Below are 26,007 nucleotides of genomic sequence, written 5' to 3' on the forward strand. Positions count from 1 at the left end.
GTGACAAAAGCGGTCCTTTCACTTTCACAGGTCAATTTCCGGTGGCCGGGTCGGGCGGGGTTTTCCCTGTCCGTTCCGGACCTGATCGTGGCCGAAGGTGAGTCGGTGATGTTATTGGGCGAAAGTGGATCGGGGAAATCCACGCTTTTGTCGCTTATTTGTGGAACACTTCTCCCTGATAGCGGGTCAATCACCCTTGACGGAACCGACATTTCCGCCCTGTCAGGCGGCGCGCGGGACAGGTTTCGCGCCGAACAAACCGGGGTGATTTTTCAGCAATTCAACTTGCTCCCTTTTGCGACGGTCTCTGACAACATAATGCTCCCGTTGCAGTTTGCGCCGCAAAGACGAAAACGGACGCATGACGCCACGCGCGAAGCCGAAAACCTATGTCGCGCGCTCGGCCTGCCGGATGGCACGACCCGGGCAAAGGCAAGTGCGTTGAGCGTTGGGCAACAACAACGTGTCGCCGTTGCGCGTGCGCTTATTGGACACCCGCCGTTGATCATTGCGGACGAACCAACCTCGGCGCTTGATGCAACAAGCCAAGCAGCGTTTCTTGATCTCTTGTTCGGGCAGATCGGCGCGCACAAGACCTCACTTTTGATGGTGAGCCATGACCCGCGTTTGGGGGACCGTTTTGACCGCGTGATCCGATTGGAAGATATCGCCGAGATAAAAAGGGACGGCCAATGATCCTTCACCTTGCTATCGCGTCCCTTTTTGCACGGGCGTTGACCGTTGGCATGACGATTCTGGCCATTGCCCTGTCGGTGGCTTTATTTCTTGGTGTTGAAAAGGTGCGCACCGGGGCAAAGGACAGTTTTGCAGACACGATTTCGGGCACAGATTTGATTGTTGGCGCGCGGTCTGGGTCTGTTCAGCTCTTGCTGTATTCCGTCTTTCGCATTGGCAACGCGACCAACAATGTGACTTGGGAAAGCTATCAAGACATTGCCGCGCGCTCAGAAGTTGATTGGATTGTTCCAATCGCGCTTGGAGATAGCCACCGGCAATTTCGCGTTATGGGCACAACACGCGGTTTTTTTGAGCACTACAAATATCGGCAGGGCCGTTCGCTTGCCGTTGTCGATGGTGTCATCATGGACGATCTGTTCGACACCGTGATCGGCGCGGATGTCGCGCAAAGCCTTGGCTACAAGATTGGTGATCCGATTGTTGTTGCGCATGGATTGGCGTCTTTCACCGAACACAAAGATCAGCCGTTCCGCGTGTCCGGCATTCTTGAAAAAACCGGCACGCCGGTGGATCGCACGGTGATTGTCAGCTTGGAAGCCATCGAAGCGATCCATGTCGATTGGCGCAGCGGTGCCAAAATTCCGGGCCAATCCACCCCCCAAGACGTCATCCGTGAAATGGATTTGACACCAAAAGCGGTGACCGCGGCCTTGGTGGGGGTCAAAAGCCCGCTCCAGACGTTTTCGTTGCAACGTGCGATCAATGAATACCCGCAAGAGCCGCTTTTGGCCGTTCTTCCCGGGGTCGCCTTGCAAGAATTATGGAGCATCGTTGGCCTTGCCGAAACGGCGCTTTTGGCTGTGTCTGGCATGGTTGTTGTGACGGCTTTGATCGGGATGATGGCCACGATCTTTTCCAGCCTCAATGAGCGCCGCCGCGAGATGGCAATTTACCGTGCCATGGGGGCACGACCGGCAAGGATTATTGCGATGCTGGTATTTGAAGCCATGCTGATGGCGGCTGTTGGTGCTTTGCTTGGGGTGATGTTGGTCTATGCCGTACTTGTGATCGCCCAACCCGTTGTTGATCGCGCCTTTGGGCTTTGGTTGCCCATCGAAGCGCCAATGATGCGCGAACTATGGGTGATTTTGGGTGTTATCGCCGCTGGCGCAATTGTGAGCCTTGTCCCTGCACTGCGGGCCTATAGAATGTCGGTCGCCGATGGTATGATGGTGAAAACGTAAAGCAGGAAACGGGGCTTTAGATGGTAAATCGCAGAACGGCATTGGCGCTTTTGTCAGGTGCATTGAGCGCGCCTCAGGCCGCATTTGCCGCAACAGTCAGAGAGATCACATGGGATGATTTGATCCCCTCCGGTGTGCCCTATTCGGAAATCATTGGCGAAGGCGATATGGACGCGGTCAATGATACTTGGAACCCGATCTATGATGAGAACGGTATCAAGCTAAACAACGAACTTGATGGCGTTTTCGTCAAAATGCCAGGGTTTGTTGTGCCCTTCGATATGAACGCCGATGGCGTGACCAGTTTCATGCTCGTGCCCTATGTCGGGGCTTGCATCCATACGCCGCCGCCGCCGGCAAATCAGCTTGTTTTTGTGAACACGGCCAAACCCTGGCCCGCTGATCAACTGTGGCAAGCCATTTGGGTCTCGGGTATTTTGCGAACAAAATTGCAATCTACCGGCCTTGGTCAAACAGGCTATTCAATCGCAGCAGACAACATCGAAGTCTATGAGTGGTGAGCCAGATCACGAACGGCTTTCTTGACCGCCAGTGGCAATAGAGGTGGAAAATGATGGATTTCTTCGCCAAACACGCCGGTCACAGTGACAAGCCAAAGGCTCTGGTAACCCGGCGGAGCGCTTTGGCCGGGCTTGCCGTTTTGCCGCTGCTCGGAGGGCGGGCTTGGGCGAAAGAGATCATTGATTTGGACTGGGCTGATCTCGCCTCCGAGGATCAAATCAGTGTTCCCTATTCGTTGCGCGGCGAGATTGACCATACCACCGCCCCGCTGTCGCGCCTGCAACCGGCATCCGGGCAAGTGCGACCAGATTGGAATGGCAAAACCGTCCGTATGCGGGGCTTTGTCGTGCCGATAGATTTCACTGGATCGGGGGTCACGGCTTTTATCTTGGTGCCGTTCGTTGGTGCCTGTGTGCATGTGCCGCCACCGCCCGCAAACCAATTGGTTTTTGTCACTACAAAAACCCCTTTTGAAAGCTCCGGGCTTTTTGAGGCGGTCTATGTGACGGGGCAATTCGGCGTGTCCTCGTTGACCACCGAATTCGCGGATGTTGGCTATGCCATGGCGGCCGACAAGATTGAGCCCTTTTCCTTTTGACCACTGCTTTTGGTGGCGCTGCGTTGCCAAACCTTCACAATTCGCATGGCTGGATTGACTTGATCCTGCCGCGACAACCTGTCAGGTTCGATCAATTAAAAACAAAAGGAAAAACAATGCAGGATAAAGCCGCAGAATTGCAGATCGTATCGCCTCAGGCACCGATGGCCGAAAGTTTCGAAGACCCAAGGGCCGCCGTCGATAGGTTGATCGAGCTATATGAAACCGCGTCGGTGTTTTTGCGCGACCATTTCATGTCTGCGATGGCAAAGGGGCATCCCGGCGTTCGCTACCGGGCGTTTTATCCTGAAATCCGTATCACCACGACAAGCTTTGCTAAGGTCGATAGTCGGCTGAGCTTTGGCCATGTCACCTCGCCTGGGTGCTATGCGGCGACGGTCACACGGCCGCGGATGTTCCGCCACTATCTTCGTCAACAGATTGGCCTGTTGTTCCACAATCACGGCGTCAAAGTCCAGATCGGCGTTTCAAACACCCCTATGCCGGTGCATTTCGCCGTTGCTAACTTTCCTGACATCAATGTCCCTCAAGAAGGGGCAGGGGCCTTTGTGCTGCGCGATGTGTTTGATGTACCCGATCTGGAAACCACCAATGATGACATTGTAAATGGCGTCGCTGATCCGGCCCCGGGCGAACCGGCCCCATTGGCCCCGTTCACGGCGCAACGGGTGGACTATTCCCTAGCGCGGTTGGCGCATTACACCGCCACTGATCCCGAACATTTCCAGAACCATGTGCTCTTCACCAACTACCAATTCTATGTGTCTGAGTTCGAAGCCTATGCGCGCGAACAGCTGGCCGATCCGACGAGCGGTTACACCAGTTTTGTCAGCACCGGAAATGCCGAGATTACAACCGCGGACGGTGAGCTTCCGAGCGCAGTGCGTATGCCGCAAATGCCGACCTATCACCTGAAACGCGAAGGTGGGGCGGGCATCACCTTGGTGAATATCGGTGTGGGGCCGTCAAACGCCAAAACCGCCACCGATCACATCGCGGTCTTGCGTCCGCATGCGTGGTTGATGGTTGGCCATTGTGCTGGCCTTCGCAATTCCCAGAGCCTTGGGGATTTTGTTCTGGCCCATGCCTATCTGCGCGAAGACAAAGTTTTGGATGCTGATTTGCCGGTTTGGGTGCCAATCCCGGCCTTGGCGGAGATCCAAATTGCGTTGGAACAAGCGGTGGCGCAGGAAACCCAGCTTGAAGGGTATGACCTTAAGCGGGTCATGCGGACCGGCACCGTTGCCACGGTGGATAACCGCAATTGGGAGCTGCGCGAACATAGCGGGCCGGTGCAACGGCTAAGCCAATCGCGTGCCATTGCCCTAGACATGGAAAGCGCCACGATCGCCGCCAATGGGTTTCGATTCCGTGTGCCTTATGGAACGCTGCTTTGTGTGTCGGACAAACCGCTTCACGGCGAGCTGAAATTGCCCGGAATGGCGTCTGACTTCTATAAAACACAGGTCGCGCGACACCTGATGATAGGGATTCGGGCGATGGAAAAACTCCGGGAGATGCCTCTGGAACGCATTCACAGCCGGAAGTTGCGTAGTTTTGAGGAGACTGCATTCCTTTGACGCCGGGGAAAGTGTCAGGATTCGCTATATTTTAAAGGTTTTCTGCACACGAATTGTTGTGTTTTCCTGCTACATCCTGTTTATTCCGGCCACAGGGGCCCAAAGAGTTGGGCAGTGAAGGAGACCATTCAAATGGCGAATAAACCCATGACAAAAACTCAGCTGGTTGCTGCACTGGCTGAAAAAATGGACGCAGATAAAAAGACCGCGGGCGCGGCTCTGGAAGCTGTTGTCGACATCATCACCTCCGAAGTTTCGGCTGGTGGCGCTGTGACCCTGCCGGGTGTTGGCAAAATCTATTGCCGTGAACGTCCTGAGCGTATGGTTCGCAACCCTGCCACTGGTGAGCAGTTCAAGAAAGAAGCAGACAAGCAGGTCAAAATGACCATTGCGAAGGCGCTGAAAGATAGCGTTAACGCCTAAGTCTACGTCCTTCGGGAATTGAAAAGGGTCGCGTTTCGCGGCCCTTTTTGTTTGCGCGCTTTAGCTTAGGTTGGCTTCAAAGAAATTTAACGTCCGCGTCCAAGCCAGTGTCGCTGCGTCTTCGTCGTAGCGTGGGGTGGTGTCGTTGTGAAACCCATGATTGACCTCCGGGTAGAAATGCACGCTGAACTGTTTTTGATGTTCTTTTAGGGCATCCGAATAGGCATCCCAGCCTTCGTTGATGCGTTTGTCGAGACCGGCGTAATGGATCATCAAGGGGGCCTTTATCGCCGGGACATCACTTGCCGACGGTTGGCGGCCGTAAAACGGGACGGATGCGGCCAGTTCGGGATAGGCAACGGCCAAGGCATTGCAGACACCCCCGCCATAGCAAAATCCGACGGCACCAACCTTGCCCGTGCTGTCGGGGTGGTCACGTAGAAATTCGAAGGCGGCAAAGAAGTCTTCCATCAGTTTGGCACGGTCCAATTCGCGCTGCATGGTGCGGCCTTCTTCATCGGTGCCGGGATAGCCGCCAAGCGGAGTTAGCCCGTCGGGGCCAAAGGCGAGGTAACCGGCCTTGGCGGTGCGGCGCACCACGTCTTCGATATAGGGGTTGAGGCCGCGGTTTTCGTGAACCACCAGCACGGCAGGGAGTTTTCCGGTGGCATTGGCAGGGCGCGCCATGAGACCGCGCATTGTGCCATGACCTTCAGGGCTTGGGTATTCGGTGACCTCTGTCACAATTTCTGGATCATCGGGCGCGACCTGTTCGGCCCAAGCATAGTTGGGTTGGAGCTGTTCCAGAAGCATGGCCCCGGTGACGCCCGCGGCGGCATATTTTCCGGCCTGACTCATGAAATCTCGTTTGGTGATTTTGCCATGCACATATCCGTCGAATATTTCCAAAATGCGCTGATCGAAATCTTTGGCTTTCTTGCGGGGGGGCGGGGACTTTGTCATGTGAGGCTCCGGGTTGGTCGCGGGTTTGGCGGCATCTGCCGAGGCAAATGCTAACACGCAGATTGGATTATGGAGATCACGGAATTGTGTGGACGGTCGGGGGCGCTTGTTGAGGTCGAGCAAGCTCGACCCAACCTCGCCCCACCCGCCGTCCCATCGGCGCTAGATCGCTTGTAAATTGGTCTTTTGCTGACCGGAGGTGTCAAAATTGGACGGGTCGAGCCAGCGTTCAAAGCGGGTGCGCAGCTCTGGCCATTCACTATCGAGGATAGAAAACCACGCGGTATCGCGGTTGCGACCCTTGTATATGGTCGCTTGTCGGAACGTCCCCTCATAAGTGAAGCCGAGCCGTGCCGCCGCCGCTTTGGACCCGGCATTCAGTGCATCGCACTTCCATTCATAGCGCCGATAGCCAAGGTCAAATGCTCGGCGCATCATCATAAACATGACTTCTGTGGCGATGGCTTGTTTCTGCATCAGGGGCGAAAAATGTATGTAACCGACTTCGATGCTTCCGACATCTGGGGTGATGCGTAGGTATGAGCAAAAGCCCAAGGCCTGGCCATCCAATGTCTGGATTGTATAGAGCTGAGGGTCGGTGCTGGTTTCTTTGGCGCGACACCACGCCTTGGCGTCTTCATGATTGGTCCAGGGATCATCCGGTAGATAGGTCCAGCCGCGGCCGTCGGGATCGTTCGCAAAGGCATCAAATAGCCCGTCCGAATGAGTTTCGGCCAGCGGGACGAGCTGACCGAAGCGCCCCACAAGGGCGGTATGAGGTGGAACGGGACAAGGGAATACCCCGTCCACCTTATGCCCCACCGGTTGCCCGGTGGACGATATGTTACCCAAAGACACGCCCCAATGCTCCGTCGACGGCTGTGATGATTTCGTCGATATCATCCTTAGTCGCGATCAGAGCAGGTGAGAAGCACAAGGTGTTGTTAAAGCCCGGCAAAGAGCGGTTGGTAGCACCGATGATGACCCCTTGGCCCATGCAATCGCCCACCACCGCTTGGACTTTCTTCTCATCCATTGGCGCGCGGGTATCGTGATCGGTGACAAGCTCGGCCCCAAGGAACAGACCCTTGCCGCGCACATCGCCGATAACCTTGTGCTTGTCTTGCAGAACCGAGAGCTGATCAAGCATGTAGTCGCCCATATCGGTGCAGTTTTGCAGTAGGTTTTCGTCTTCGATGATGCGCATGTTTTCCATTGCCGCCGCCGGACCGGCGGTACAACCGCCAAATGTCGAGATGTCGCGGAAGTAGTTCATTGGGTCATCAGAATCATCTTTGAACAGGTCAAAGACCTTTTCCGATGTGGTCAAACAGGCAATCGCCGCATAGCCTGAGGCCACGCCTTTGGCCATTGTCACCATGTCGGGTTCGATGCCGTATTGCTGGTAGCCAAACCATTTGCCTGTCCGGCCAACGCCGCAAACCACTTCGTCGATATGCAGCAGGATATCGTATTTCTTGCAGATTTCCTGAACGCGCTGCCAATAGCCTTCGGGCGGGGTGATGACGCCGCCGCCTGCTGTCACTGGCTCAAGGCAAAGTGCACCAACGGTATCGGGACCTTCGCGAAGAATGACTTCTTCGATCTGATTGGCCGCCCATTCGCCGTAGTTGTCGACGGGTGCTCCCTGATCGCCAGCGCGATATTCAAGGCAATGCGGAACGCGGACAAACCCCGGAGTATAGGGACCATACTGCGCGCCGCGCTCGTCCTGACCACCCGCGCTTAGGCAGGCAATTGTGGTGCCATGATAGTCACGGTCGCGGTACAGAACCTTGTGCTTTTTGCCGCCATAACGCTTGTGCGCAATCTGGCGTACCATTTTAAAGGCTTTCTCATTCGCCTCGGACCCCGAGTTGCAGTAGTAAACGCGGGTCTGTCCCGGCATTTTCGAGATCAGCTTTTCGGCATAAAGCGCGCCGGGGATCGACCCGGCCGAGCCTGCAAAATAAGGCAGTTTGATCAGCTGATCGGCAACCGCTTTGACAATGCTTTCGCGGCCGTAGCCAACGTTGACGGTCCAAACGCCACCCGACACCGCATCAAGATGCTCTTTGCCGTGCTGATTCCAAACCCGCATGCCTTTGCCTTCGACAATAATGTTGGGGTCTTTGGATTCGAATTGCTTGTGCTGGGTCAGGTGGTGCCAGACGTGGGCCTTATCGGCCTCAACAACGTGGCTCAGATCGTTCTGGGAATAGGTACCATCCATTGTAGGGGCCTCCTGCTTTCTGTGAAAATGACGGACTTTGCCGGACTTAGGCACAAGAGCCTGAAAGACGGGCAGCCAATAGGGCCAGAGATTGCCTTGATGTATGGCCAGTTAGTCTCATTAATGGGCATAATCGCCAATTCCATTTTTCGAAATATGTTATTTTTCAAATTATTAGCGGTTTTGCGGTACGATTTTTTCGCTACGCTACGTAAATGGCCGATCGGAAAAAACATTGATCCGATGCTCATTTTCCGTTCGGATCAAGGTGAGCGCCACACAAAGTGGGGCCAAGGTTGCTGGATGAACAGCTCCGACAATAACTGCGCCGCAACAAACGCCGGTGCCAATAGGGAGAATACGACATGACGTACAAAACATATTTGAAAGGTGCTGCTGCCGGTTTGGCTGTTCTTGCAGGAACACAGGCGGCGATGGCGGATGGCCACGGGTTGACCGTTGGTTACTTCCTCGAATGGCCTATGCCATTTGAATACGCCAAAGCCACTGGCATGTATGACGAAGCGCTCGGCACCGAAGTGAAATGGGTGAGCTTTGACACCGGAACCGCAATGTCGGCGGCAATGGCGTCGGGTGACGTTCAGATTTCAGTAAGCCAGGGCCTGCCACCTTTTGTGGTTGCCACAAGCGCGGGTCAGGATTTGCAGATCCTCGACGTCGCGGTGAGCTACTCTGACAATGATAACTGTGTTGTCGCAGAAGCCCTTGAAGTTGATAAGGATTCCGCCGGTGAACTGGCCGGTAAAAAGGTTGCCGTTCCTCTCGGCACCGCGGCGCACTATGGTTTCCTCAAGCAGATGAATCATTTCGGTGTTGATCCTGCGGGCATGGAAATTGTTGATATGGCCCCGGTTGATGGCGCTGCGGCCCTGTCGCAAGGCGCGGTTGACATGGCCTGTGGTTGGGGCGGCGGTCTGCGCCGGATGCTTGATCACGGCAACGTTCTTTTGACCGGTGCCGAGAAAGAAGAGCTCGGTATTCTGGTATTTGACGTCACATCGGCTCCGTCTGGGTGGGTTGCTGAGAACTCCGACACGGTTGCGACCTTCCTTGATGTGACGGCCAAAGCCAATGCCATGTGGAATGCTGGCGACAAAACCGCCGAAATGCTTCCAGTGATCGCCAAGGATGCGGGCATGGAAGAAGATGCCGCGATGGCGTCTCTGTCTACCTTTACCTTCCCATCTCTTGACGATCAGCTGAGCGAAAAGTGGCTTGGTGGTGGTGCACAAGAGTTCATGAAAGGTGTGGCGGATGTGTTTGTTCAGGCCGGAGCCATTGATGGCGCGCTGGATAGCTATTCGGACAACGTCAATGCCGGTCCTCTTGGGTCGCTGAAGTAAACGTATCGCAAGTTCCGAGGGGTGCAACACTGCGTCCCTCGGGGCTAAAAATCGTGAACGATTTTTGCAAAACTCATGCATGAGTTTTGTTCCCGTCCCCTTTTAGCATAAGGCCAGCTTGAATGAGCGGACTATCCATTGAAAATCTGTCCATGCGTTTCGATTTGCCCAACGGCTCTTCGGTCCAAGCGCTCAAGGACGTCTCGCTGCAACTCGCCGAAGGTGAGCTTCTCAGCGTGCTGGGCCCCTCGGGCTGCGGCAAAACCACATTATTGAACATCGCCGCAGGGTTTCTTGCGCCAACGGGTGGGGCCATTCGGATGAATGGTCACGAGGTCCACGGGCCCGATGCCGAACGCGGCATGGTCTTTCAGCGGGGGGCCTTGTTCGAATGGATGAGCGTGCGTGAAAACGTCAGCTTTGGCCCACGCATGGCTGGGCAGCGCGAATCCCAATATGGCGAAGAGGTCGATCACCTCTTGGAAATCGTCGGTCTGCAAGACTTCAAGGAAAAGGCAATTTACGAATTGTCCGGCGGGATGCAGCAGCGTGTTGCACTGGCCCGTTGTCTTGCCAATCATCCCGATGTCATCTTGATGGACGAACCGCTTGGTGCGCTTGACGCGTTGACGCGCGAGAAAATGCAAAGCCTCGTCCTGAAGCTTTGGAAAGAGACCGGCAAGACCATCATCCTTATCACCCACTCGGTTGAAGAGGCGCTTTTGCTTGGCGAACGCCTGTTGGTTATGGCGCCGCGTCCCGGCCGTATTCACCGCGAATACCGCCTTCCATTTGCGGATTTGGGCGTCGGGCAGGACCTTCGCGAGGTCAAAAAACACCCTGAGTTTGCCGAAAAACGCGAAGAGATTCTCAGCATGATCTGGGACATGGAAGAAGAAATTATGGGACGCACGGAGGAATCGGCATGATTGTTTTCCTGATCTATGTTGCGATTTTTGTCGCCTCCTACTTCCTAGTGAAATTTGTGGTGCAAAAGACCACCAATGATTTCACATCGTTGAAAACAGTGACCTTTGGCGATGAAAGCGCCGTCAAACCCGACCGCATGGCCAGCGTGATTTCGATCGCGACGATCTTCTTGCTCTGGGGGGCCTTTACCGGGTCGAACTTGGTGCCAAGCTTCTTGCATGCACCGGGGCCGTTTATGGGTGATGCGAGCTTTACCTACACCGCCACCGCAGATGGTCAGGAACCAGATGACGCGACTGTATTGGTCCGGGTTTTTGAGGTCGGCACCGATGTCGAAACTCCCGAAGTCGAGCCGGGTGACGGCTGGGCCAAGAATGACGCCGAAACAGTTGGCGCTTGGCGCTCGGGCTTGATCCGGGTCGATAAAAACGATGAGTTCGGTCGCAAAGAAGGTCACACAGTTACGGCTGTGAATGGGCAAGCTATTGCGCCGGGCGAGTCGGTTGAAACCGAATATGGCCGCGTCGGTATGAGCCCCAAAGGCACGCTTAATTTCGAACCGGCCAAGGGCTGGCAGATGGAGCCGATTTGGCTGCCATCACCAGAGGCGGTAGCCGCGCGCTTTGTCGATATTGCCCAAAACGGCTATCGTGGAAGCTCACTCTGGGCGCATCTCGGCATCTCGCTCCAGCGGGTGATCTTGGGTTTCTTCTTTGGCGCTTTGGTCGGCATTCCACTTGGTTATGCCATGGGGCTCAGCGGCTGGTTCCGCGGTTGGTTTGACCCGATCGTCGAATTTATGCGCCCGGTTCCACCGCTTGCTTTGATCCCGCTGGTGATCATCTGGGCCGGGATTGGTGAAACAGGCAAAGTCATCCTGCTGTTCCTTGCGGCGCTCTGGATTATGGCGATTGCAGCGCGGGCCGGTGTGTCTGGCGTGGCGATTTCCAAGGTACACGCGGCCTATAGTTTGGGCGCGAGCAAGGCACAGATCATGCGCCATGTCATTGTTCCCAATAGCTTACCGGAGATCTTCACCGGGGCACGGGTTGCGATGGGCGTCTGTTGGGGCACTGTTGTTGCGGCGGAACTTGTCGCGGCGGAACAGGGTGCCGGTATGATGATCATGGTCGCATCCAAGTTCCAGCTAACCGATATCGTGATCATGGGTATCATCCTGATCGGTATCATTGGCTTTGGGATCGATATCCTAATGCGTCTGGCTGAAAAGGCATTGGTGCCTTGGAAGGGCAAGATCTGATCAGGTCCAACACAGAATGCAAAAAGGGCGGGGTGTTATTCCCCGCCCTTTTTTCTATCTAAAAACTTGTGTTTACCCGTCTGACGCAGGGGCCTCAGCTTCGGAACTCATCCCGTCAAGTGTGGTGAGCAAATGTGTCACCTGCCCATCAAGCCAGCCGCGACCGGCGTCGACTTTGGCGACATAGCCGTCCAGCGCCGGTTTTGCCTGCGGCAGGGCCGCGCTAATCTGGGGGGCAAAGACATAGGCCCCAACCGCAATCGCAGCCAAGACTGCGATGGTCAAAAAGCCTTTGCCAAACCCGCCCTTTTTCTGGGGCTTGTCTGGGGCAAGCTCTTCTCCCGGCGCGCTGTCAATAACCCGCGACTCGGAACTGGAGCGCAGGGTTTGATTGATTTCCTCGACATCGGGCAACAAATCCCGACGCGATCCGGCGGCTGCAGCAGCCGCCGCCTGAGCCACTGCAAAATCACGATCCTGCGCCGGTTCGGTTTGGGGCATTGGATGTGGTTCCGGCGCCGCTGGGGGCGGGGGTGTAGGGGCCGCCGCCGGTTCTTCACCGCGCATTTTGGCCATGCGATCTCGGGCCTCGCGCGATCTGCGGGCTTGTTCGCCTTCGCCGGGATCTTGAAGGCCAAGATCGGGCTGGCTTTCTAACGCTTGAGCGGCCCGCTGGCTGGCTTCGAACTCACGTTCTTCACGGAACAACTCGGCCATATCGGGATCGATCTGTCGCTTGGCCGGCGCGGGTTCGGGTGCCGGAGGCGGTGAAAACTCCGGGTCCGAGGATGGTTCCGGCGCGGGGGGCGGTGTTTGCGCCTCAGCCTCTGGGGCCCATTCCGTATCTGGAACCGGTTGGTTCAACTCTTCTGTGAGCTCCAAATCCTGATCTGGATGGCGCTGAAACCACGTGTGACCACAGTTTGAACACTGCACATCGCGCCCGGCATCGGGCACGACATCAGCGGGCACTTCGTATTGCGCCCCGCAATTTGGACAGATCAACCTAATTCTGCTCACCCTATGTCCCCTTAACACTGCTACCCAAGGCCCTTTGGCGACAATAGGTTGCATGGATCGGCGGGAAAAGTCCAATTTTACCAACGCGACGTTGCAAGATTGTCCGCACTGCGGCAAAACAGGTCCGTTGGAAATGTCACAGGCGGTACGGGCGTGATTGAGCTAGACAATGTTGCCTATAGCTATGGCGGTGATGCTTTGCTGAACGATATCTCGTTTAGCCTTGCCCCCGGGTCGTTCCATTTCCTGACCGGACCATCCGGATCCGGCAAAACCACCTTTCTAAAACTGTGTTATGGGGCCTTGTTACCAACCGAAGGTGACGTGCGCATTTTTGACCATTCCGCCAAAGACATGGGCCGTGACGCCGTGGCCTACGCGCGCCGTCGGATTGGCGTGGTGCATCAGGATTGCAAGTTCCTTGATCACCTGCCGCTGAATGAAAACATTGCGCTGCCACTGTCGGTGTCGGGTCAGGCAACGCCGGATCAATTTGCCAACCTTCAGGAACTGATGTCTTGGGTTGGGTTGGTTGGCCGGGGTGAGGCGCTTCCGCCCGAGTTATCCGGTGGCGAACGGCAACGCGCGGCCTTGGCGCGGGCTTTGATTATGTCTCCCGATGTGATTTTGGCAGATGAACCCACCGGGAACGTTGATTGGGAAATGTCGCAACGGCTTTTGCGATTGCTGGTTGAGCTGAATAAAATGGGCAAGACGGTGATGATCGCCACCCATGACATGGCGCTGATCCGTGCCGCCAAGGCGCTTGTCTCGGCCCGTGTCTTGCGGATTTCCAACAATACCCTGCAATCGGCGGGGGTGGACCTGTGAAGCGCATACTTGAGTTTTTGTCGCCACTGTTGCACGCCGATGCGGGTGCTGACCGGGTTGTTCCACCATCCGGGTTTACGGTGCGCCTAACGGTTTTCACCTCGGCGGCCATGGCGTTTTTGACGGTTTTTGCACTGGCGTTGTCTCTGGCCTCTGGCCGCTTGGGGCAAAGCTGGGGGGATGAGCTGGCGCGCTCATCGACCATCCGCATTTCTGCTCCGGCCGGGCAAATGGCGGCGCAGACCGAAGCGGCGCTCAAGGTTTTGACGCAAACGCCCGGCGTCGCCTCGGCCCGCGCGCTCAGCGATGAAGAACAACAAGCGCTTCTTGAGCCTTGGTTTGGTCCCGGCTTGCCGATTGATCAATTGCCGGTGCCACAGTTGATAGATATTTCGGAAACTGCCGAAGGGTATGATTCAGACGGCTTGCGCTTGCGGCTTCAGGCCGAAGCACCCGGCGCGGTTCTTGATGAACATGCCCGCTGGCGCAAACCGCTTGTTGCGGCGGCGGGGCGTTTGAAATTGCTTGGTTGGGTGTCGATCTTGCTGATCACGGCGACGACGGGCGCGATGGTGACCTTGGCGGCCAATGCCTCGCTTGCGGCGAACGCACAGGTGATCGAAGTCCTGCGCTTGGTTGGTGCGACCGATGGCTATATCGCTTCGGCTTTTGTGCGCCGCTATACGCTGCGGGTTCTGGTTGGGGCGGCGGTCGGAACCGTCGCCGGGTTTGTCGCGATCTTGTTGATGCCCGGTGGCTCGGACGCTGGCGGGTTCTTGACCGGGTTACGTTTTCAAGGCTGGCATTGGCTTTGGCCGGCGGTTGTTCCGCCCTTGGCCGCCATGGTCGCCTTTGCTGCAACACAAGCCGCCGCTCGGCGCGTTTTGGGGGAATTGGCCTGATGCAATGGCTCAAATCACTGATCTTTGTGATCTACATCTACTTGTTTATGGCCGTTTGGGGCATCGTCTGCTTTCCGCTTTTGCTGCATCCCAAGGGCGCGCGCTGGGTCTGTGGTGTCTATGCCAGCCATGTGATTTGGCTGGCGCGGGTGATGCTTGGTATTCGCTCAGAGGTTCGTGGTGAGATTCCAACCGGAGAGGTTGTGATTGCCGCCAAACACCAAAGCTTCCTTGATATCATGATCATCTACAATGCCGTGCCAGCGGCAAAGTTCATCATGAAACGCGAGCTGATCTACACGCCATTCATCGGGCAATATGCGTGGCGTCTGGGCTGTGTTCCGGTCAATCGCGGCAAGCGCGGTCAGGCGATTTCCAAGATGTTGGAAGACGTCAAAAAGGGCTCGGCACAACCGGGTCAATTGGTGATTTATTCACAAGGCACCCGCGTCGCGCCGGGGGATTACAAACCCTACAAAATCGGCACGGCGGCGATTTACCGCGAAACCGGTTGGCCCTGTGTGCCTGCCGCCACCAATGTTGGCCTGCTGTGGCCGCGCAAAGGGATATTGCGCAAGCCGGGGCTGGCGGTTGTTGAGTTCCTGGACCCAATCCCACCCGGTGTCGATAAGGCGGCGTTCATGTCTCAGTTGGAAACAACGGTCGAAGCCAAATCAAATGAGCTGATGAAGGAGCTTGGGTTTGATGCGGAAAGTCACCTCGCTGCAAGAGCTAAGCAATCTGTATGATGCACCAATGGAGTTGGCGTTGCGCAAGGTCGCGCACCGTCTGACGCCGCTTTATCAACGCTGGATCGAAGGGTCGCGGTTTTGCGTTTTGTCTTCTGTTGGCCCGGACGGGGTGCATGGTTCGCCACGCGGGGATGACGGCCCGGTGGTGCGCATCGTTAATGACAAAACCATCCATATGCCGGATTGGCGCGGCAACAATCGGCTCGATGTTTTGCGCGATATCGTCTGCGATGGGCGCGTGGCTTTGCTGTTTCTGGTGCCGGGGTCGAACACCACGGTGCGCGTCAACGGACGTGCCGTTTTGACGGATGATAGTGGCTTGCGCGAAAGCTTTGCTCGCAAATCCATTTTGCCAACAACCGTTATCGTGGTCGTGGTTGAAGAAGTTTATACCCAATGTGCCAAGGCTTTGATGCGGTCGGGGTTATGGGCGCGGGATGATGCCGCTGGCCTGCCCACTGTTGGCGAGATTTTGCAGGATATGACCGAGGGCGATGTTGCGGCAAAACCCTATGACGACGGCTATGTGGAAAATGCCAAACCGCGCATGTGGTGAGCTGCAAATTCCATGGATGGAATTTGGGTGCCAAGCTTTACGCGACGCGCAAGACCATGCACCCAATGCTTGTGTTAGGCGTCTTGCGCGGAGGGAAATCGGATGAACAAAGCGCTACCCGCGTTTTCGCCCCAATCAGGGTAGGCAAACAAAAACAGTCCCCAGCGCCCCCGCGTGCCAGTCGGAGCGCTTTCCCAGCCTGAAAAAACGCTGCCCATTTGAGCTTTGGGATCAAAGCTCAACTCCGGAAAATGTTTGACTTGCAATGCTGTTACCAACCGTTTCAGCTCGAATGCGTCCCGCTCAAATAGGGCATTGGGATGAGCAGTCCGGATTTCGCAGCCACTGTTGGTCAGGCTAAGAAAGCTGCGCGATTTCACGTCTAGCCAAGAGCTTTCCGGCCATTTGATCTTGTAAAGGCCGAAAGCCATGGGATCGGTGGGGATACCCTTGGCCCGCGTGACGCATATGTCTTCAAAAAGTGTTGCAATGCGACCAGCGCGCTTGGGGTCCGGCCAAAGCATCCCAGCACCGGCATACCCGACAACAAACCCAATCATTACCACGAGGCCCAAGCGGCCCGGCGTCACAACACATTTCATTTCTAAAACCGACCGGTCATCAATGTGACCAACCGATAGCAAAAGACGTTAACGGATGAAACACTCAACGAACAAAGAGGCGCGATCTGACAGCGGGCCACCAGATCGCGGTATTTTGGGAGTTCTCGAGATCACCCCGAAACTTCTCCGGCACCCCCATGATTACCTCGTTATTACCCCGGCATTTTCTCGACTTCGGCAAGCATGTCGCGCGCGTTCGAAACAGCCTGCTGGGCGGTTTTCATGATCGCTTCGCCGGCGTCCAAATCCCCCTTAGCTTGCGCCGCGACCGCCGCAGAGAGCGCGGCTTCGGACAAGATTTGTGTCCGCCGAAGATGCGCCACGGCGTCTTGTCGGGCCAGATTGCGGGCCAGCGCGCGCGCCTTGGCATCGGCCTCGGCCATCAAGGCGCGGGAGTCCGATGTGGCGCTTTCGTTCAATGTTTTCAACGTGTCTTCGATCTGGCTGTTGATCGCCGTAACCGCGGCCCCATCGTCATCCAGAACACTCGCTTTGTCGGAGGAGTCTTTGGTCATCTTACGCTCCTGTTCCCATCTGTTTGATCGCTGCGGCAAGGGCCGCATCTGCCAGAATTTGTGTGGCCTCTTGTTGTGCTGTGGCGTTTTGATCCGCGGCGGCCATGGCGGCGGCAAAGGATTGGTTGATCACGCCGCGCGCAACGGACCCGGCCGTTCCAAGCGTTAAAAGGGTTGTTTGACTAACCGTATCGGTGATCTGGCCATTGGTGGCTGTTGGAAGCATGTCGCCGCTCCTATGTCTTGTTCAGCGCGGCTGCTGCGCTGGTTGTAATGGCACCTCGCAAGACGGACATCCGGGCCGAGCTCGCTTGTTGTGCCTGCAATTGCATCCCGAACGCCTGAGCCAAAGATTGACTTGATGCGCCGATCGCCGTTGCGCTGGCTTGACCCAAAACCGACAGGTTTGATTGGGTGACGGCGTCGGTGATTTGGTCGTTGATCGCAGTTGGCCATGCCATAATTACGTTCCCTTCGCCGGATCGGTTGGTGTCGATGTTTTCGACGTATATAGCGTCGCAACACCCATTGTTGTCGCGGCTTGGGCGGTGACGTTGGCTTGTTGAGATGCGTTCACCGCATTTTCAAACGCGATGCCGGTGCTATGGGCCATGGTTTGAAAGAGCGACCCCATCGCCATCGCAGGTGCTTCGCCAACGGTTTTGACATTGTTCTGGGTGACGGCGTCGGTGATTTCGGAATTTACAGCTGTTGGAAAGGCCATTATTTTTTCGCCTTTTCTGTCGGCTCTTCTGCCTTCACCTCAGAGCTGTAGAGAAGGGAAACACCCATCGTTGTCGCAGCTTGGGCGGTGATGTTAAGCTGTTGCGACGCGCTTACGGCGTTTTCAAACAAAAGGCCGGTGCTATGGGCCATGGTTTGAAACAGAGTTCCCATGGCCATGGCTGGGGCCTCGCCAAGCACCTTGACGTTGGCTTGGGTGACGGCATCGGTGATTTGTGAATTGACGGCTGTTGGTTCTGCCATGAGGTGTTCCCTTTAATTCTGCTTCTGGGTCAATAGGTTTTCGATCAACTCGACGGTCTCGCGCATATGCGCTTGCTGTCGGGTTTGCTGATCGGCCACCGCGTCTAGCATCATGCGCGACACGGTTTCGGCGGTTTGCAAAGAGGCTAACGCCACCTTTTCAGCGGATTTTAGATCAATGTCGGACATAGGCCCTCCTGTTCGCGAGTTCAGCCTATGGGTGAAGATGACGCAAGGGAAGACATATTTTTGGTTGTGCTGACAAGGCACAAAAAAGCCCCCGCACAAGGCAGGGGCTTTCGACATTTTTTAAATGCTAAATGGGTGTTTAGCTGTGGATCGCACCGTGGCCACAGGCCATTGCCGCCTCGCGGACTGCTTCGGAGAAGGTTGGGTGCGCGTGGCAGGTCAAGGCAACATCCTCGGCCGATGCACCAAATTCCATCGCGACACAGATCTCGTGAATGAGATCACCAGCGCCGGGGCCAATGATGTGGCAGCCCAGAACGCGGTCGGTTTCTTTGTCCGCAAGCAATTTGACGAAACCGTCGCCTTGGAAAACGGCCTTGGCGCGGGCGTTGGCCATAAAGGAGAATTTGCCGACCTTATAGGCGCGACCTTCTTCTTTAAGCTGGTCTTCGGTTTTGCCAACCGAGGCGACTTCGGGTGCGGTATAGATCACACCGGGGATCACGTCATAGTTCACATGACCATGTTTGCCGGCGATGACTTCGGCGGCTGCAACGCCTTCGTCTTCGGCTTTGTGGGCCAACATTGGGCCGTCAATCGCATCGCCAATGGCGTAGATGCCGGGCACGGTGGTGCGCCACTGATTGTCGGTTTTAATCTGACCGCGTGGGCTGATCTCAACACCCAGCGCCTCAAGACCCAAGCCATCTGTGAACGGCTTGCGGCCGGTTGCGACCAATACGGTGTCGGCGTCAATGGTGTGCTCGCTGTCATCTTTGCGCAACTTATAGGTCAGCTTGGCCTTGGTTTTTGTGGTCTCAACCTTCTGAACCGCAGCACCCATGGTGAACTTGATGCCCTGCTTTTTCAGCAGTTTCTGGAAGTTGCGCTGCACCTCGGCGTCCATGCCAGGGGTCACAACGTCAAGGAATTCAATGACCTGCACCTCAGAGCCCAGACGCGCATAGACCGAACCCAGCTCAAGCCCAATGACGCCCGCGCCAATAACAGCCAGCTTCTTGGGGATCTTTTTCAGATCAAGCGCGCCGGTCGAGCTTACAACGATATTCTCGTCGATCTCAACGCCGGGGATGCTCGATGGTTCAGAGCCGGACGCGATGATGATGTTCTTGGCCTCATGGACCTCATCACCGACCTGAACCTTGCCCGCAGCAGGGATCGAACCCCAGCCTTTGAGCCAGTCGATCTTGTTCTTTTTGAACAGGAATTCGATGCCTTTGGTGTTCTGACCAACAACGTCGGATTTATAGGTTTTCATCTGGTCCCAATCGACCGATGGCGACTTGCCCTTGAGGCCCATGGTGGCAAAGTTATGCTCGGCCTCATGAAGTTGATGCGTGGCATGCAAAAGCGCCTTGGACGGGATACACCCGACGTTCAGGCACGTACCACCAAGGGTTTCGCGCCCCTCGACACAGGCGGTTTTCAGACCCAGCTGCGCACAGCGAATAGCGGCGACATAGCCGCCAGGGCCCGCACCGATTACGATCACGTCATAATTGGCCATATCAGTCTCCTATCGAATTTGGCCGATGCTCAGACCGCTAGGGCCCGGGCAATCGCATCTCATATAAGTGCCAATACCAAGATTGACACAGTTGCACCGAACCCCACGAACCAGATTATCGTCCGCCACGGGGTTAAACCCCAGAAGTAGGCGGGCAGATAGGCCACGCGGGACAAAAGAAACAGCAAGGCAAGCGCCCCGGTCAGGGTTGTCGCCTTGTCAGAATAGGTGATCACCATCACGGCAATCGCAAAGAGGATAAGCGCCTCAAAATGGTTGTTCATGGCGCGCTGTAACCGGCCAGCTTTGCCAGAAATCTGGCGTGGCTCATCGCGTGCACCCATCGTATAACGGGTTCCAACCTGTAGATTGGCCGCCAACGCATAAAGTGCAAAATGCACAACCTGCCAAAGCGCGGCCAGCGTCAGATATGTCAACTCGGCGGTCATACGGCCTGCTCCCGTGACCAAGCGGCGCGGCGTTCCGGCGTTAAAACCGCGGCGCGTTTGGCCGAAAACCACTCCTGACAGGCGCGCTCGGCTTGGGCGACCTTTGGGTCGGAGCGCAATTCGGCGAGCTTGGCCTTTATGCCGGGCACATGCGGCTGCATAAGCGGGTTTTCAACATCGTTGCGGTTGGCCTGTTCGTGCCAATGAGAGCCAAGGTGATATTTGGTGTCATCGGCTCCGTTCTTACCCTGACCATCGCCGCGATGGTTCTTCATCAAGAACAGGTCTTCAGATCGAACCGCATAGTGAAAAATGAACGCATCCTTGACATTGCAAGCCATGCCAAGCGGGCGATAGCGCGCCGATTTTGGCTGAAAAAGTGTGCCATTGCGAAGCTTCCGCCCGTCAGGGCGGGTGACTTTCGGCGCGTCAATCAGCGGCTCAAGCGGATTGTGGTCCGTCGCGCGGGCAAAACTGGCAACTTTAAACAGGCTTTTGAATTTGGTGACACCGGGATTGGTGTCCGGCTCTGACATGGTATTGCGCTCTGTCACCAGATCGCCGGGAACCCAGTCGCGCACCCCACCATCGCCGAAATTGATCCACGGGATCGCGACAACATCGGCCTTGTGATTGCGTTTCAAAAGCTTGCCCAAGGTCCATTCCGGGAAGAACAAGAATTCATCACTATCGATATGCAAAAGATGCGTGATCCCCTCGTCCCGACAGAGCCGCAACACATGATCCATCCCCGCGTCTTGGGGTGGTCGCCCCTCGGGCACTTCTTGTTGGATATGAGTCACAAGGCCCATCTCTGCGAGGCGGTCCAAAAGGGCTGGCGACCCATCGGTGCAATCATTGGTCACCACAATGACGCGATCAAACCCCATCCCCAAATGATACGCCAGCCACTCCAAGACAAAGATTCCTTCGTCTTTCATACAGGCCGTCAGGGCGGTTTTTGGCGTAAAAGTGGGGTTCATGGTGGGCACTTGACCTAGCTTGCCGGGCGAAAATGGATTAGCGGCGGCTCAGAACTGTACCGTCCTGCGGGCAGAAAACATCGGTTTTGCCATCTGCTATTTGGGATTGAAATGGGCCAGCCTGACGCAATTTGATATAGGCGGGCCCGTCTCCGGGTTTTCGTTGGCGTCCAAGTCCAACAACCCACGTCACCTCACCAGAAAGCCCACAATGGGGACAAGTGAGGTGTCGCGGATCGAGGTAGGCCAATTACAGGTCCATCAAAAGACGACGGGGATCTTCAAGCGCTTCTTTAACGCGCACAAGGAAGGTCACAGCGCCTTTGCCGTCAACGATACGGTGGTCGTAGGACAGCGCCAGATACATCATCGGACGGATGACGATTTCGCCGTTAACCACCATGGGGCGGTCCTGGATTTTGTGCATGCCAAGGATGCCGGACTGTGGTGGGTTCAGGATCGGCGAGGACATCAGCGAGCCGTAAACACCGCCGTTGGACAGGGTAAAGGTGCCGCCCTGCATTTCGGCCATCGACAATTTGCCGTCACGGGCGCGTTTGCCTTTTTCAGAGATCGCTTTTTCGATCTCGGCAAAGCTCATGCTATCGGCGTCGCGGATGACCGGAACAACCAGACCGGTTGGCGTACCAGCGGCCACACCCATGTGAACAAAGTTCTTGTACACGATGTCGGTGCCGTCGATTTCGGCGTTCACTTCGGGCACTTCTTTGAGCGCGTGGCAGCAAGCCTTGGTGAAGAAGGACATGAAGCCCAAACGCACGCCGTGCTTTTTCTCGAACTGGTCTTTGTACTGGCTGCGCAGCGCCATCACTTCACCCATGTCCACCTCGTTATAAGTGGTGAGCATGGCGGCGGTGTTCTGGCTGTCCTTCAGACGGCGGGCGATGGTTTGACGCAGACGGGTCATTTTTACCCGCTCTTCACGCGCCGCATCGTCGGCAGGAACCGGAGCACGCGGAGCAGCGGCGGCCGCAGGGGCCGGAGCGGCAGAAGCGGCGGCAACGGCGGCGGCGACATCGGCCTTGGTGGCACGACCATCACGGCCTGTGCCGGTGACGGCGTCACGCGAAATCCCGGCTTCGGCCATGGCTTTCTCGGCGGCGGGGCCGTCCTTGATGTCCTGACCACCTGCTGGAGCTGCGGCCGGGGCGGCGGCTGGCGCAGCTGCGGCGGCACCTGCACCGGCAGAAATCACCGCCAGTTTAGCAGTTGCATCAACGGTTGCCCCTTCGGCAGCGGTAATTTCAGCCAAAACACCAGCGGCAGGCGCAGGCACTTCGACGGAGACCTTATCGGTTTCCAGCTCGCAGAGCATTTCGTCTTGGGCAACGGTGTCGCCAACTTTTTTGAACCATGTCGAAACGGTTGCTTCGGTGACGGATTCGCCAAGTGTTGGCACCATCACGTCAACATTGGCCGCAGCAGCAGGGGCCGCCGCAGCAGCCGGAGCCGCCGCTGGGGCAGGGGCCGCAGCGCCCGCACCTTCGGAAATGTTGGCCAGCAGGGCATCAACCCCAACGGTTTCACCTTCGGCGGCAACGATATCGGCCAGAGTGCCAGCAACGGGCGAGGGAACCTCAACCGTGACTTTGTCGGTTTCAAGCTCGCAGAGCATTTCGTCGACAGCAACGGCATCGCCGGGTTTCTTGAACCAGGTCGCCACAGTGGCTTCGGTAACGGATTCACCCAATGTGGGAACGCGCACTTCGGTCATGTCTTAGTTTCCTTCGATGGTCAGCGCTTCGTTTACGAGCGCGGCTTGCTGTGCTTTGTGGATAGATGCCAGACCAGTGGCCGGCGATGCAGATGTGGCGCGGCCTACGTAGCGAGGGCGCAGAGAAGAGGCTTTGATCCGGCCCAGAACCCATTCGATATTGGGTTCAATGAACGACCAAGCACCTTGGTTTTTGGGCTCTTCCTGACACCAGATCATCTCCGCTTGTGGGAAGCGTTCCAGCTCTTTCACCAGCGCGAGGGCCGGGAATGGATAGAACTGTTCGATCCGCAGCAGGTAGATGTCGTCGATCCCACGGGCGTCACGTTCTTCGAGCAGGTCATAGTAAACCTTGCCCGAGCACATAACGACGCGCTTGATCTTTTCATCCTTGACCAACTTGGTGTCGGATTGACCCTTTTCGGCATCGTCCCAAAGAACGCGGTGGAAGGACGACCCTTCGGTGAAATCTTCGATCGCCGAGGTACACATTTTGTGACGCAGGAGCGATTTTGGGGTCACCATGATGAGCGGTTTGCGGAACGAGCGGTGCAGCTGGCGACGCAGAATGTGGAAGTAGTTCGCAGGTGTCGAACAATTCGCCACGATCCAGTTGTCCTGACCACACATCTGCAAGAAGCGTTCCAGGCGGGCCGAGCTGTGCTCAGGGCCTTGGCCCTCAAAGCCATGTGGCAGCAGGCAAACAAGCCCGGACATCCGCAACCATTTGCTTTCACCAGAGCTGATGAACTGGTCAAACATGATCTGCGCACCGTTGGCAAAGTCACCAAACTGGGCTTCCCAAAGGGTCAGCGCATTTGGTTCCGCCAAGGAGTAGCCATATTCAAAGCCCAAAACCGCATATTCGGACAGAGCCGAGTCGATGACCTCATAACGGGCCTGACCTTCGCGGATGTTGTTGAGCGGATAGTAACGCTCTTCGGTTTCTTGGTTCACAAGGCCCGAATGACGTTGGCTAAAGGTGCCGCGGGTCGAATCCTGACCGGCAAGGCGGATCGGATACCCTTCGAGTTGCAACGAGCCAAAGGCCATCGCTTCGCCAGTAGCCCAGTCAAACCCTTTGCCGCTATCAAACATTTTGGCACGGGTGTCCAAAAGGCGCCCAACGGTTTTGTGCAAGGGGAACCCATCCGGCGCGCGGGTCAGCGCAGTGCCGATATCTTTGGCAGCCTCCGAGGAGATCGCGGTTTTGCCGCGCTGGTAATCACCCTCTTTGATCTTGTCCAAATGGCTCCAACGGCCGTCAAGCCAATCGGCTTTGTTGGGCTTAAAGACTTTGCCGGCCTCGAACTCTTCGTTCAGACGCGCCTGGAAGGCGGCCTTCATGTCTTCGATCTCACCCTCTGGGATAAGGCCATCTTTGACCAGACGTTCCGTATAGAGCGACAGGGTGGTTTTGTGACTCTTGATCTGCTTGTACATGATCGGGTTGGTGAACATGGGCTCATCGCCCTCGTTGTGACCAAAACGACGGTAGCAGAAAATGTCGATGACAACGTCTTTGTGGAACTTCTGACGGAACTCGGTGGCCACTTTGGCGGCATGAACAACCGCCTCTGGGTCATCGCCGTTCACGTGGAAGATCGGTGCTTCAACCACCAGTGCGTTATCGGTTGGATAGGGGCTGGAGCGACTAAAGTGTGGTGCCGTGGTGAACCCGATTTGGTTGTTCACAACGATATGCATGGTGCCGCCGGTTTTGTGACCGCGCAGACCCGACAGGGCAAAACACTCTGCCACAACACCCTGACCGGCAAAGGCCGCGTCGCCGTGCAACAGGATCGGCATCACGCTGGTGCGTTCCGCATCGCCAAGCTGGTCTTGCTTGGCACGTACCTTACCAAGCACAACCGGGTTCACCGCCTCAAGGTGTGAGGGGTTCGCGGTTAGCGACAGGTGCACATTGTTGCCGTCAAATTCACGGTCGCTTGACGCGCCGAGGTGGTATTTCACATCGCCCGAACCATCAACATCATCGGGCTTAAAGCTGCCACCTTGGAATTCGTTGAAAATCGCCTTGTAGGGTTTCGCCATCACATTGGCGAGAACCGACAAACGACCGCGGTGGGGCATGCCGATCACGATGTCTTTAACGCCAAGGTTGCCGCCGCGCTTAATGATTTGCTCCATCGCCGGGATGAGGCTTTCGCCGCCATCAAGACCAAAGCGTTTGGTGCCCATGTATTTGACGTGCAGGAATTTTTCGAAACCTTCGGCTTCGACCATCTTGTTCAGAATGGCCTTGCGCCCTTCGCGGGTGAACTGGATTTCCTTGCCAAACCCTTCGATCCGCTCCTTAAGCCAAGCGGCCTGTTCGGGATCAGAGATGTGCATGTATTGAAGCGCGAAGGTGCCGCAATAGGTGCGTTTCACGATCTCAACGATCTGGCGCATCGAGGCGATTTGAAGGCCCAAAACGTTGTCGATAAAGATCGGGCGATCCATGTCGGCATCGGTGAAACCGTAGCTCTTCGGGTCAAGCTCAGGATGCGGGTCACGCCCGTGCAGGCCCAGCGGATCAAGATCAGCGGCAAGGTGGCCCCGGATACGATAGGCGCGGATGATCATCAAGGCGCGGATACTGTCCAACACGGCGCGCTGGATCTGATCGTCGGTTAGCGCGACGCCCTTTTCCTCAGCCTTGGCAGCAATCTTTTTGCCAGCTCCTTTGACCTCAGGGGCCGGTGCCCATTCGCCGGTCAACGCGGCGGTTAGATCATCATTGGGCTGTTGGGGCCAGTCGTTGCGCGCCCAGCTTGGCCCCTCGGCCTCGCGCTTGGCGTCCAACTCGGCATCACCGAGTTGACGGAAAAACTCCTGCCATGCCTGATCAACCGCATTCGGGTCGTCGGCATAACGGGCGTACATCTGCTCGAGATATTCCGCATTGTGCCCCTGCATAAAGCTGGAAGCATGAAAGAGGTCATTTGGGCTTTGATCGGTCATTCTATGCGTCCTTTTCGTCGACCCTTGAAGACTTGAGAGCGGCACTCGTTCTGACAAGTGCCTGTCACAAGGCTGTTATGTGTGGCGAGGGCCGGGCGTTATGCCCGGCCTGCACCATGTCTTATAGCCAAA

30 protein-coding genes are annotated in these 26,007 nt (G+C 56.3%); 14 read left to right on the forward strand and 16 right to left on the reverse strand.

From position 1 onward, the window contains the following. The 6 genes from Q1A43_RS01820 to Q1A43_RS01845 all read left to right on the forward strand — a co-directional run bounded on the left by Q1A43_RS01820 (nucleotide 1) and on the right by Q1A43_RS01845 (nucleotide 5,087). Nucleotides 1-696 (forward strand): ABC transporter ATP-binding protein, encoded by a 696-nt coding sequence (locus tag Q1A43_RS01820; RefSeq protein ID WP_299931983.1) that lies wholly within the window; start codon nucleotides 1-3, stop codon nucleotides 694-696. Continuing rightward, entirely contained in the window at nucleotides 693-1,943 is a 1,251-nt protein-coding gene (locus Q1A43_RS01825) for an ABC transporter permease (protein WP_299931985.1), read from the forward strand. Before Q1A43_RS01820 ends, Q1A43_RS01825 begins: the two co-directional genes overlap by 4 nt. Nucleotides 1,944-1,963: 20 nt before the next feature. Further along, complete coding sequence (locus Q1A43_RS01830; protein WP_299931987.1) at nucleotides 1,964-2,464, forward strand: DUF3299 domain-containing protein; 501 nt, start codon at nucleotides 1,964-1,966, stop codon at nucleotides 2,462-2,464. 50 nt (nucleotides 2,465-2,514) lie between these two features. Further along, nucleotides 2,515-3,063: a DUF3299 domain-containing protein gene (locus Q1A43_RS01835; RefSeq protein WP_299931989.1), complete on the forward strand. Its 549-nt coding sequence runs from the start codon at nucleotides 2,515-2,517 to the stop codon at nucleotides 3,061-3,063. 116 nt (nucleotides 3,064-3,179) lie between these two features. Further along, nucleotides 3,180-4,664, forward strand: a complete 1,485-nt coding sequence (locus Q1A43_RS01840; protein WP_299921138.1) for an AMP nucleosidase — start codon at nucleotides 3,180-3,182, stop codon at nucleotides 4,662-4,664. A gap of 132 nt (nucleotides 4,665-4,796) precedes the next feature. Further along, the gene (locus Q1A43_RS01845; RefSeq protein WP_299921137.1) at nucleotides 4,797-5,087 is read left to right on the forward strand and encodes an HU family DNA-binding protein; all 291 of its coding nucleotides are present in this window, start codon (nucleotides 4,797-4,799) and stop codon (nucleotides 5,085-5,087) included. A gap of 60 nt (nucleotides 5,088-5,147) precedes the next feature. Here Q1A43_RS01845 and yghX read toward each other — a convergent pair whose 3' ends face one another. The 3 genes from yghX to Q1A43_RS01860 all read right to left on the reverse strand — a co-directional run bounded on the left by yghX (nucleotide 5,148) and on the right by Q1A43_RS01860 (nucleotide 8,283). Beyond that, nucleotides 5,148-6,050 carry a YghX family hydrolase gene (gene yghX, locus Q1A43_RS01850; protein ID WP_299931991.1) on the reverse strand — a complete coding sequence of 301 codons (903 nt, stop codon included), beginning with the start codon at nucleotides 6,048-6,050 and terminating at the stop codon, nucleotides 5,148-5,150. Nucleotides 6,051-6,212: 162 nt separating this feature from the next. Next, nucleotides 6,213-6,815, reverse strand: a complete 603-nt coding sequence (locus Q1A43_RS01855) for a GNAT family protein (protein ID WP_299931993.1) — start codon at nucleotides 6,813-6,815, stop codon at nucleotides 6,213-6,215. 79 nt (nucleotides 6,816-6,894) lie between these two features. Then, nucleotides 6,895-8,283 carry an aminotransferase class III-fold pyridoxal phosphate-dependent enzyme gene (locus tag Q1A43_RS01860; protein WP_299921132.1) on the reverse strand — a complete coding sequence of 463 codons (1,389 nt, stop codon included), beginning with the start codon at nucleotides 8,281-8,283 and terminating at the stop codon, nucleotides 6,895-6,897. A gap of 21 nt (nucleotides 8,284-8,304) precedes the next feature. Between Q1A43_RS01860 and Q1A43_RS01865 the strand changes: the two genes are divergently transcribed. The 4 genes from Q1A43_RS01865 to Q1A43_RS01880 all read left to right on the forward strand — a co-directional run bounded on the left by Q1A43_RS01865 (nucleotide 8,305) and on the right by Q1A43_RS01880 (nucleotide 11,838). After that, entirely contained in the window at nucleotides 8,305-8,652 is a 348-nt protein-coding gene (locus Q1A43_RS01865; RefSeq protein WP_299931995.1) for a hypothetical protein, read from the forward strand. Beyond that, nucleotides 8,649-9,647 (forward strand): ABC transporter substrate-binding protein, encoded by a 999-nt coding sequence (locus Q1A43_RS01870; RefSeq protein ID WP_299931997.1) that lies wholly within the window; start codon nucleotides 8,649-8,651, stop codon nucleotides 9,645-9,647. Before Q1A43_RS01865 ends, Q1A43_RS01870 begins: the two co-directional genes overlap by 4 nt. A gap of 122 nt (nucleotides 9,648-9,769) precedes the next feature. After that, nucleotides 9,770-10,576, forward strand: a complete 807-nt coding sequence (locus Q1A43_RS01875; RefSeq protein WP_299921127.1) for a taurine ABC transporter ATP-binding protein — start codon at nucleotides 9,770-9,772, stop codon at nucleotides 10,574-10,576. Further along, nucleotides 10,573-11,838: an ABC transporter permease gene (locus Q1A43_RS01880; RefSeq protein ID WP_299921125.1), complete on the forward strand. Its 1,266-nt coding sequence runs from the start codon at nucleotides 10,573-10,575 to the stop codon at nucleotides 11,836-11,838. Before Q1A43_RS01875 ends, Q1A43_RS01880 begins: the two co-directional genes overlap by 4 nt. A gap of 72 nt (nucleotides 11,839-11,910) precedes the next feature. Here the strand turns inward: Q1A43_RS01880 and Q1A43_RS01885 are convergent, their stop codons facing one another. Then, nucleotides 11,911-12,858: a zinc-ribbon domain-containing protein gene (locus Q1A43_RS01885; protein ID WP_366944221.1), complete on the reverse strand. Its 948-nt coding sequence runs from the start codon at nucleotides 12,856-12,858 to the stop codon at nucleotides 11,911-11,913. 153 nt (nucleotides 12,859-13,011) lie between these two features. On the opposite strand from Q1A43_RS01885, the gene Q1A43_RS01890 reads away from it, so the two are divergent. The 4 genes from Q1A43_RS01890 to Q1A43_RS01905 are packed head-to-tail and all read left to right on the forward strand — an operon-like array spanning nucleotide 13,012 to nucleotide 15,899. Continuing rightward, nucleotides 13,012-13,689: an ATP-binding cassette domain-containing protein gene (locus Q1A43_RS01890; protein WP_299921123.1), complete on the forward strand. Its 678-nt coding sequence runs from the start codon at nucleotides 13,012-13,014 to the stop codon at nucleotides 13,687-13,689. Next, nucleotides 13,686-14,591 carry an FtsX-like permease family protein gene (locus Q1A43_RS01895; RefSeq protein ID WP_299921121.1) on the forward strand — a complete coding sequence of 302 codons (906 nt, stop codon included), beginning with the start codon at nucleotides 13,686-13,688 and terminating at the stop codon, nucleotides 14,589-14,591. Before Q1A43_RS01890 ends, Q1A43_RS01895 begins: the two co-directional genes overlap by 4 nt. Beyond that, on the forward strand, nucleotides 14,591-15,340 hold the full coding sequence (locus Q1A43_RS01900) for a 1-acyl-sn-glycerol-3-phosphate acyltransferase (RefSeq protein WP_299931999.1): 750 nt from the start codon (nucleotides 14,591-14,593) through the stop codon (nucleotides 15,338-15,340). Before Q1A43_RS01895 ends, Q1A43_RS01900 begins: the two co-directional genes overlap by 1 nt. Then, the gene (locus Q1A43_RS01905) at nucleotides 15,297-15,899 is read left to right on the forward strand and encodes an MSMEG_1061 family FMN-dependent PPOX-type flavoprotein (RefSeq protein ID WP_299932001.1); all 603 of its coding nucleotides are present in this window, start codon (nucleotides 15,297-15,299) and stop codon (nucleotides 15,897-15,899) included. The genes Q1A43_RS01900 and Q1A43_RS01905 overlap by 44 nt, the downstream gene beginning before the upstream one ends. Before the next feature lie 74 nt (nucleotides 15,900-15,973). Here Q1A43_RS01905 and Q1A43_RS01910 read toward each other — a convergent pair whose 3' ends face one another. The 12 genes from Q1A43_RS01910 to Q1A43_RS01965 all read right to left on the reverse strand — a co-directional run bounded on the left by Q1A43_RS01910 (nucleotide 15,974) and on the right by Q1A43_RS01965 (nucleotide 25,875). Continuing rightward, nucleotides 15,974-16,501: a hypothetical protein gene (locus Q1A43_RS01910; RefSeq protein ID WP_299932003.1), complete on the reverse strand. Its 528-nt coding sequence runs from the start codon at nucleotides 16,499-16,501 to the stop codon at nucleotides 15,974-15,976. Nucleotides 16,502-16,674: 173 nt separating this feature from the next. Continuing rightward, nucleotides 16,675-17,037: a hypothetical protein gene (locus tag Q1A43_RS01915; RefSeq protein WP_299932004.1), complete on the reverse strand. Its 363-nt coding sequence runs from the start codon at nucleotides 17,035-17,037 to the stop codon at nucleotides 16,675-16,677. 1 nt (nucleotide 17,038) lies between these two features. Next, complete coding sequence (locus tag Q1A43_RS01920; protein ID WP_299921110.1) at nucleotides 17,039-17,263, reverse strand: RebB family R body protein; 225 nt, start codon at nucleotides 17,261-17,263, stop codon at nucleotides 17,039-17,041. A gap of 10 nt (nucleotides 17,264-17,273) precedes the next feature. Then, nucleotides 17,274-17,498, reverse strand: a complete 225-nt coding sequence (locus Q1A43_RS01925) for a RebB family R body protein (protein WP_299921108.1) — start codon at nucleotides 17,496-17,498, stop codon at nucleotides 17,274-17,276. A gap of 2 nt (nucleotides 17,499-17,500) precedes the next feature. Next, nucleotides 17,501-17,761, reverse strand: coding sequence for a RebB family R body protein (locus Q1A43_RS01930; RefSeq protein ID WP_299932006.1), 261 nt, complete (start codon nucleotides 17,759-17,761; stop codon nucleotides 17,501-17,503). Continuing rightward, a complete protein-coding gene (locus tag Q1A43_RS01935; RefSeq protein ID WP_299921105.1) occupies nucleotides 17,761-18,024 on the reverse strand; it encodes a RebB family R body protein in 264 nt (87 codons plus the stop codon). The genes Q1A43_RS01930 and Q1A43_RS01935 overlap by 1 nt, the downstream gene beginning before the upstream one ends. Before the next feature lie 12 nt (nucleotides 18,025-18,036). Continuing rightward, entirely contained in the window at nucleotides 18,037-18,213 is a 177-nt protein-coding gene (locus tag Q1A43_RS01940; protein ID WP_299932008.1) for a hypothetical protein, read from the reverse strand. Nucleotides 18,214-18,352: 139 nt separating this feature from the next. Then, nucleotides 18,353-19,741, reverse strand: coding sequence for a dihydrolipoyl dehydrogenase (lpdA, locus tag Q1A43_RS01945; RefSeq protein WP_299932009.1), 1,389 nt, complete (start codon nucleotides 19,739-19,741; stop codon nucleotides 18,353-18,355). Between the two features lie 59 nt (nucleotides 19,742-19,800). After that, on the reverse strand, nucleotides 19,801-20,190 hold the full coding sequence (locus Q1A43_RS01950; RefSeq protein WP_299921099.1) for an MAPEG family protein: 390 nt from the start codon (nucleotides 20,188-20,190) through the stop codon (nucleotides 19,801-19,803). Beyond that, nucleotides 20,187-21,173, reverse strand: coding sequence for a glycosyltransferase family 2 protein (locus Q1A43_RS01955; RefSeq protein WP_299932011.1), 987 nt, complete (start codon nucleotides 21,171-21,173; stop codon nucleotides 20,187-20,189). Before Q1A43_RS01955 ends, Q1A43_RS01950 begins: the two co-directional genes overlap by 4 nt. A 250-nt stretch (nucleotides 21,174-21,423) precedes the next feature. Beyond that, entirely contained in the window at nucleotides 21,424-22,908 is a 1,485-nt protein-coding gene (odhB, locus tag Q1A43_RS01960) for a 2-oxoglutarate dehydrogenase complex dihydrolipoyllysine-residue succinyltransferase (protein ID WP_299932012.1), read from the reverse strand. 3 nt (nucleotides 22,909-22,911) lie between these two features. After that, a complete protein-coding gene (locus tag Q1A43_RS01965) occupies nucleotides 22,912-25,875 on the reverse strand; it encodes a 2-oxoglutarate dehydrogenase E1 component (protein ID WP_299932013.1) in 2,964 nt (987 codons plus the stop codon). Nucleotides 25,876-26,007 lie beyond the last annotated feature (132 nt).

Source organism: uncultured Pelagimonas sp., assembly GCF_947498515.1.
Classification (GTDB): Bacteria; Pseudomonadota; Alphaproteobacteria; order Rhodobacterales; family Rhodobacteraceae; genus Pelagimonas.